Raw genomic sequence first — 6602 nt, 5'->3', positions numbered from 1 at the left:
TTCCCCACTGCTGCCTCCCGTAGGAGTCTGGACCGTGTCTCAGTTCCAGTGTGGCGGATCATCCTCTCAGACCCGCTACTGATCGTCGCCTTGGTGAGCCATTACCTCACCAACTAGCTAATCAGACGTCGGCCGCTCGAATAACGTGAGGTCTTGCGATCCCCCACTTTCCCCCTCAGGGCGTATGCGGTATTAGCACACCTTTCGCTGCGTTATCCCCCATTACTCGGTACGTTCCGACGCATTACTCACCCGTTCGCCACTCGCCACCAGGAGCAAGCTCCCGTGCTGCCGTTCGACTTGCATGTGTAAAGCATTCCGCCAGCGTTCAATCTGAGCCAGGATCAAACTCTTCAGTTCAATCTCTGCTATTACTTCAAATACTTTCGCTCAACTCAAAACTCGGCCGTTAATTAAAACGACTCTTTATTTCAAGTGTGAGCATTAATGCTAGTTGCCAGATCAGATAAACCCGATCCAACTACCGCAACAACACCCACACCTATCGGCTGTAAATTGTTAAAGATCAATCGATTAACTCAGCATCAACTTCTTGCTTCGCCGTTTCGAGAGCCGCGCATTCTACAGAACTTCTGAAATTGCGCAACTGGTAATTTTCGATTCGACTTAACTACTGTGTAAACCGTTACTGCTTTTTCGATCGCGCCTTTTTCGCAGCGCTTCGAAGAGGTGCGCATTCTACAGAGCAAACCAGCCCCGTCAACACTTTCAGCAAAACTATTTTAAATAATTGTTACACGCGCAAATCTGCGCTTCCCGACCTGAGCCACAACAGTGGCGCCAGACTGCACCACCACTCCCTTATCCACCACACGCTCACCATCCAGCCGCACCCCGCCCCCGGCAATCTGGCGAATCGCCTCCGACGTGCTCTCAACCAATCCGGCCTGCTTAAGCAGCACCGGCACAGTCATTCCGCCATCCATGCCGGGCAAAGTGATTTCAGGCATATCCGCCGGCAGCGCACCTTTCTGAAAGCGCGCCTCAAATTCCGTAAGCGCCTGCTGCGCCGCGTTGGCGCCGTGAAATCGCGCAACAATTTCCTGAGCAAATCCCACTTTGATGTCACGCGGGTTGGCCCCATCCGCCACTTGTTGCTTCCAACCTCCGATGGTTTGCAGGGACTCAAATGACAACAGATGGATGTAGCGCCACATCAAGTCATCCGAAACCGACATCAGCTTTCCGAAAATCTCCTGCGGCGGCTCGTTGATCCCGATGTAGTTACCCAAAGACTTCGACATTTTGTTGACGCCATCCAAGCCTTCCAGCAGCGGCATCGTCAAAATACTTTGTGGAGACTGGTTATTCTGCTTTTGCAATTCACGCCCCATCAGCAGATTGAACTTCTGATCCGTCCCGCCAAGCTCCACGTCAGCGTTTAGCGCCACCGAGTCATATCCCTGAATGAGCGGGTACAGAAACTCATGAATCGCGATGGGCTGCTGATTTGAATAGCGCTTATGGAAATCGTCCCGTTCCAGCATGCGGGCAACCGTATGAGTTGCAGCCAGCCGAATCATCCCCACCGAGCCTAGGCCTTCCATCCATTCAGAATTGAAGCGCACCTCCGTCAGGGCCGGATCCAGAATTTTGAATACCTGCTCCTGATAGGTTTTCGCGTTTTCTGCCACCGCTTCACGCGTTAATGGCGGCCGCGTAGTATTTTTCCCCGTCGGATCACCGATCATTCCCGTGAAATCACCAATCAGGAATATGACTTGGTGCCCCAAAGCCTGAAACTGCCGCAACTTGTTAAGCAGCACCGTATGACCCAAATGCAGATCAGGAGCAGTAGGGTCGAATCCCGCCTTGATCCGAAGCGGACGACCTGTTTTCAGCTTTTCTACAAGCTCAGCCTCAACCAGCAGCTCATCGGCCCCACGTTTGATTTCTTGCAATGCGTCCTGCATCAACGTCCTCTCTTCTGTGCCAGTCAAGTTTTCCTGCCCTTAACCGTAAACATTACGTACCAAGCCATCCGACAGCAGCGCAAGCCACTGTTTGGACTCAGAAATTCCCCGAAAATATTCATGGTAGAATGGGGTCTTGATTACGGAAGGGAACCGGTCCATGCCGCTCACCAAACTGAGAATCTTAACCGATCGCATGACAGGGGCGGAACGCCGTCTTGGACTGCGCACTCTGGTTGCTCTCTCAAGCTTGCCGCTCTTTGGCGTTGTTGCCGCATTTGGCCTCGCCCCGGACACCAATACGCTTGATACGCCCCCGGAAAGCATTACCGAGGCCATTGCATTGCCCTCACTGGGCACCGTGCGTACCGCTTCGTTCGTCCGAGAAGGCGTAACCCAATCGGGTGACACCCTCTCCAGCGTGCTGTCACGCATGAGAATCGACGACCTTGAAATCCAGCGCGTGCTTTCGACCGATGCAGTTCATCAGCTGGCTTCCAGTATCCGCGCCGGAAAACGCATCCAGGCCACGACCTCGCAGGATGGACAACTGCTGTCAATCCAGTTCGAGCATGCGGATGGGTCAAACTTGTCGGTCCGCCGTCAAGGCGACGCCTTTGTTGCGGAAGCAGACGATCAACTGATCGAGAGCCGTGTCGTCATGCGTTCAGGCCGCATCCTGTCATCGCTATTCGGTGCGACCGACAGCGCCGGCATCCCCGACAAAATCGCCAGCCAGATGACCGACGTGTTTTCTACAAGCCTGGACTTCCGTGACGACCTGCGTCGTGGCGACACATTTTCGGTGATTTACACGGTGAACTATCGCAATGGCGAGCCTGTCGGCGCAGACAAGCTGCTCGCAGCCGAGTTCGTCAATGCAGGAAAGCCGCTCCGTGCCGTCCTGTTCCGTGATCAGTCTGGACGCGAGGACTATTACACGCCGGATGGCGAATCCCTGAAAAAAGGCTTCTTGCGCTCGCCGCTCGAGTTTTCCCGGGTTACGTCCAGCTTCAGCAACTCGCGCAAGCATCCTGTTTTTGGCTTCCACCGCGCACATACCGGCGTTGATTTCGGCGCACCGACCGGAACCCGGGTCAAAGCCACGGGCGATGCCACGGTTGCCTTCGCTGGCCGCAAAGGGGGTTACGGCAATCTCGTCATCCTGCGTCATCACAGCGGCTACGAAACCTACTACGCTCACCTGAGCGCATTTGCATCCGGCATCCGCCCCGGGCGTCCAGTCAACCAAGGTGAGGTTATTGCCTATGTCGGCTCGACTGGCGCATCTACCGGCCCGCACTTGCATTACGAAGTGCGCATTGGCAGCAAACCCTATAACCCAATGACCATCAAGTTGCCGGGTTCAGCTCCGCTGGACGTGGCGCAACGTGCACAATTCCTACAGCAAACTGCCAATTGGTCTGAAAAGCTGGCTTTGCTGCGAGGCACCAACCTCGCTGCGCTCGATTGAGCGAGACACCTCAACATGAGACCGAGCATTTTGTCGGTCTCATGTCCGGTACCAGCCTTGATGGCGTAGATGCTGTTCTCGCCGAAGTGAACCTTGCCGGCCAAACCCGGCTTATTCATTCGCATTACCTGCCTTTCGCCGACAGCCTGCGCGCGCAGCTGCTTGCCTTGCACTCGCCCCAGCCCAATGAAATCCATCTGGCAGCCTGCGCCGCCAACGATTTGGCGCGCCTATATGCACAAACCGTCAATGAGTTGCTGAACAAAACCACCCATATCAATGTACGTGCGATCGGTTGTCACGGCCAAACCCTGCGTCATCGCCCTGCCGACGGCTATACCCTGCAAATCGGCAATGCTGCCTTGCTGGCAGAGCTCACCGGTATCACCGTTGTTGCCGATTTCCGTAGCCGTGACATCGCCGCAGGCGGCCAGGGCGCACCGCTGGTGCCCGCCTTCCACGCTCAGATGAGACACCCTGAAATCCACCGCGTGATTGCCAACATAGGCGGCATTGCCAATATCAGTGATCTACCCAGCAGCGGCCCAGTCCGGGGTTGGGATACCGGCCCCGGCAACATGCTGATGGATGCATGGATCAAACGACACCTAGGTGAACATTACGACCGCAATGGCGCCTGGGCCGCAATGGGCGTCATCCACGCGGAATTGCTTGATAGATTACTCAGCCATGAGTATCTGAAATTGGGGCCACCCAAGAGCGCCGGACGTGAACAGTTCAACTTGGAGTGGCTGGATAGCCAGATTAGCGGGTTGAGTCAGCCAGTTGAAGCCGCAAACGTACAAACCACGCTGCTCGAGTTCACTGCCATTAGCCTTTGCGACGCAATAAACCGTGATTGCCAAGGCACCCAGGAGCTCTACATCTGTGGCGGTGGCGTCCACAACGCTGTGCTGATGCAAAGGATCAGCAGCCGTCTGCCTGGCACACAGGTAAAAAGCTCAGTTGCACTTGGCGTAGATCCGGACTGGATGGAAGCGCTCGCTTTTGCATGGCTCGCACGTCAGGCCATGCATCATGCGCCAGGCAATCTGCCATCTGTCACGGGCGCACGAGGCGAGCGCATTCTGGGTGCGATTTACCCAGCCTGAGCAGGCACGCCGCCATAAAAAAAGGGGCCTAGGCCCCTTTTTAAAAGATTGCCAAATACTACTTATGCAGAAAACGAGGAACCGCAACCGCAGGTCGTCGTGGCGTTCGGATTCTTGATGACGAACTGCGCGCCCTCCAGGCCTTCCGAGTAATCGATTTCGGCGCCGACCAGATACTGGAAACTCATCGAATCGACCAGCAGAGTCACGCCATTCTTCACCATTGCGGTGTCGTCTGCGTTCTGGGCTTCGTCAAAGGTGAAGCCATACTGGAAACCGGAACAACCGCCACCGGAAACAAACACGCGCAGTTTCAGATCGGGGTTGCCTTCTTCGTCAATCAGGCTTTTGACTTTGCTGGCCGCGCTATCGGTGAAGATCAGCGGAATTTCCATTTCGGTTGCTGCGTTCATGTTGGTGCTCCTTAAATAAGTGTGGGCCAATTATCCGCATCACCCACGCTGCGTCAAGCAATGACCCTGTTTTCAACCCGGAGTTCCGGCCGCTCGAGCAGGCGCGACGACTGCGGGGCATTCGCACGCGTCACCGAACGTTCACGGAAGCATCCCCACGGCAGCCAGCGCAGTGTCTTCGGGCTGGTCAAACATGATGTTCATGTTTTGCACCGCCTGTCCGGCTGCGCCTTTGACCAGATTATCAATCACCGACAACACCACCACGCTGTCGCTTCCTGGCGGACGATGTACCGCAATCCGGCACATATTCGCGCCGCGCACCGATCGCGTTTCGGGGTGAGAACCCGCAGGCAAAACGTCTACAAAAGCCTCATCCGCATAACGCCGCTCGAACAGGCTTTGCAAATCGATATCAGCACTCACCCTGGCATACAGCGTGGCATGGATCCCCCTGATCAAGGGCAACAAATGCGGGACAAACGTGAACCCCACAGCCTTGCCGGCAAAGGACTCTAGGCCCTGCTTGATTTCCGGCCAGTGGCGATGGCCACCCACGCCATAAGCCTTGAAATTGTCGGAAGATTCGGCGAACAAGGTGGCAATTTCGGCCTTGCGCCCCGCACCCGAAACACCCGACTTGGCATCTGCCACCAGAAACCCCAAATCCACCGCTCCCGATTCCAGCAAGGGCAAAAAGCCCAACTGCACCGCTGTGGGATAACACCCAGGGTTGGCGATCAAGCGTGCATTTTTAATGGCTGCCCGGTTGATCTCTGGCAGCCCGTACACCGCTTCCGCCACCAGATCGGGGCAGGCGTGTTCCATTTTGTACCAGTGTTCCCACACCGCGACGTCCTTGATGCGAAAGTCCGCGGCCAGATCGATCACCTTAACGCCTGCATCAAGCAAAGCCCGGGTCTGCTGCATTGCCACGCCGTTGGGCGTGGCGAAAAAAACCACATCGCAATCTTCCAGCCCCGCCTCTTCCGGCGTGGAAAATGCCAGCTTTACGCGTCCGCGCAAATTCGGAAACATCTCGGCCACCGGCATGCCGGCTTCCTTGCGAGAAGTGATCGCCTTCAGTTCCACCTGCGGATGACGCTCCAACAAGCGCAACAACTCAACCCCGGTGTAACCCGTGCCTCCAACAATTCCTACTTTGATCATGCTCAGCTTCCCTGGTAAGTATGAGAGCTATTGTAGAACACCCATGTAACAGCCATAAAAAAAGCCGCCCAAACACGGACGGCTTTTTGGCAGCGCCAAATAATCAACGCTTGGAGAATTGCTTGCGGCGACGCGCCTTGTGGAAGCCGACTTTTTTACGCTCGACTTCACGCGCATCACGTGTCACCAGACCTGCGACCTTGAGCGTAGGCTTCATCTCGGGCGAGAACTCGATCAGTGCGCGGGTAATGCCGTGACGCACCGCGCCGGCCTGACCCGACTCACCGCCGCCCGACACGTTAACCATAATGTCAAACGTATTCAGGTTATCGGTCAGAACCAGCGGCTGACGCACAATCATGCGGCCGGTTTCGCGAGAGAAATATTCGTCCACCGGCTTGTCGTTCACAACGATCTTGCCGCTGCCCGCCTTGATAAACACGCGCGCAACAGATGATTTGCGACGTCCCGTACCGTAGTTGTAGTTACCGATCATGGT

Annotated in this window: 6 protein-coding genes and 1 rRNA gene; 2 read left to right on the top strand and 5 right to left on the bottom strand. The window is 55.7% G+C overall.

Translation table 11 applies throughout. The features are described from left to right. Positions 1 to 360 (bottom strand): 16S ribosomal RNA (locus IV098_RS13375); the annotation flags it as partial. 383 nt (positions 361 to 743) lie between these two features. Continuing rightward, a complete protein-coding gene (tyrS, locus tag IV098_RS13370) occupies positions 744 to 1934 on the bottom strand; it encodes a tyrosine--tRNA ligase (RefSeq protein WP_296889883.1) in 1191 nt (396 codons plus the stop codon). A gap of 160 nt (positions 1935 to 2094) precedes the next feature. Between tyrS and IV098_RS13365 the strand changes: the two genes are divergently transcribed. Then, entirely contained in the window at positions 2095 to 3408 is a 1314-nt protein-coding gene (locus IV098_RS13365) for a peptidoglycan DD-metalloendopeptidase family protein (protein ID WP_296889881.1), read from the top strand. Next, positions 3405 to 4520, top strand: a complete 1116-nt coding sequence (locus tag IV098_RS13360; RefSeq protein WP_296889879.1) for an anhydro-N-acetylmuramic acid kinase — start codon at positions 3405 to 3407, stop codon at positions 4518 to 4520. The genes IV098_RS13365 and IV098_RS13360 overlap by 4 nt, the downstream gene beginning before the upstream one ends. Positions 4521 to 4582: 62 nt before the next feature. On the opposite strand, the gene erpA is transcribed toward IV098_RS13360, so the two are convergent. The 3 genes from erpA to rpsI form a co-directional block, all read right to left on the bottom strand. Then, positions 4583 to 4933, bottom strand: a complete 351-nt coding sequence (gene erpA / locus IV098_RS13355; RefSeq protein WP_296889878.1) for an iron-sulfur cluster insertion protein ErpA — start codon at positions 4931 to 4933, stop codon at positions 4583 to 4585. Between the two features lie 141 nt (positions 4934 to 5074). Next, the gene (argC, locus tag IV098_RS13350) at positions 5075 to 6103 is read right to left on the bottom strand and encodes an N-acetyl-gamma-glutamyl-phosphate reductase (RefSeq protein WP_296889876.1); all 1029 of its coding nucleotides are present in this window, start codon (positions 6101 to 6103) and stop codon (positions 5075 to 5077) included. A 103-nt stretch (positions 6104 to 6206) separates the two neighbouring features. Beyond that, positions 6207 to 6599: a 30S ribosomal protein S9 gene (gene rpsI / locus IV098_RS13345; protein WP_296889874.1), complete on the bottom strand. Its 393-nt coding sequence runs from the start codon at positions 6597 to 6599 to the stop codon at positions 6207 to 6209. Positions 6600 to 6602: the final 3 nt, after the last annotated feature.

Source organism: Thiobacillus sp. (assembly GCF_018780105.1).
GTDB lineage: Bacteria > Pseudomonadota > Gammaproteobacteria > Burkholderiales > Thiobacillaceae > Thiobacillus.
This window is presented reverse-complemented; position numbering and strand designations above follow the sequence as displayed.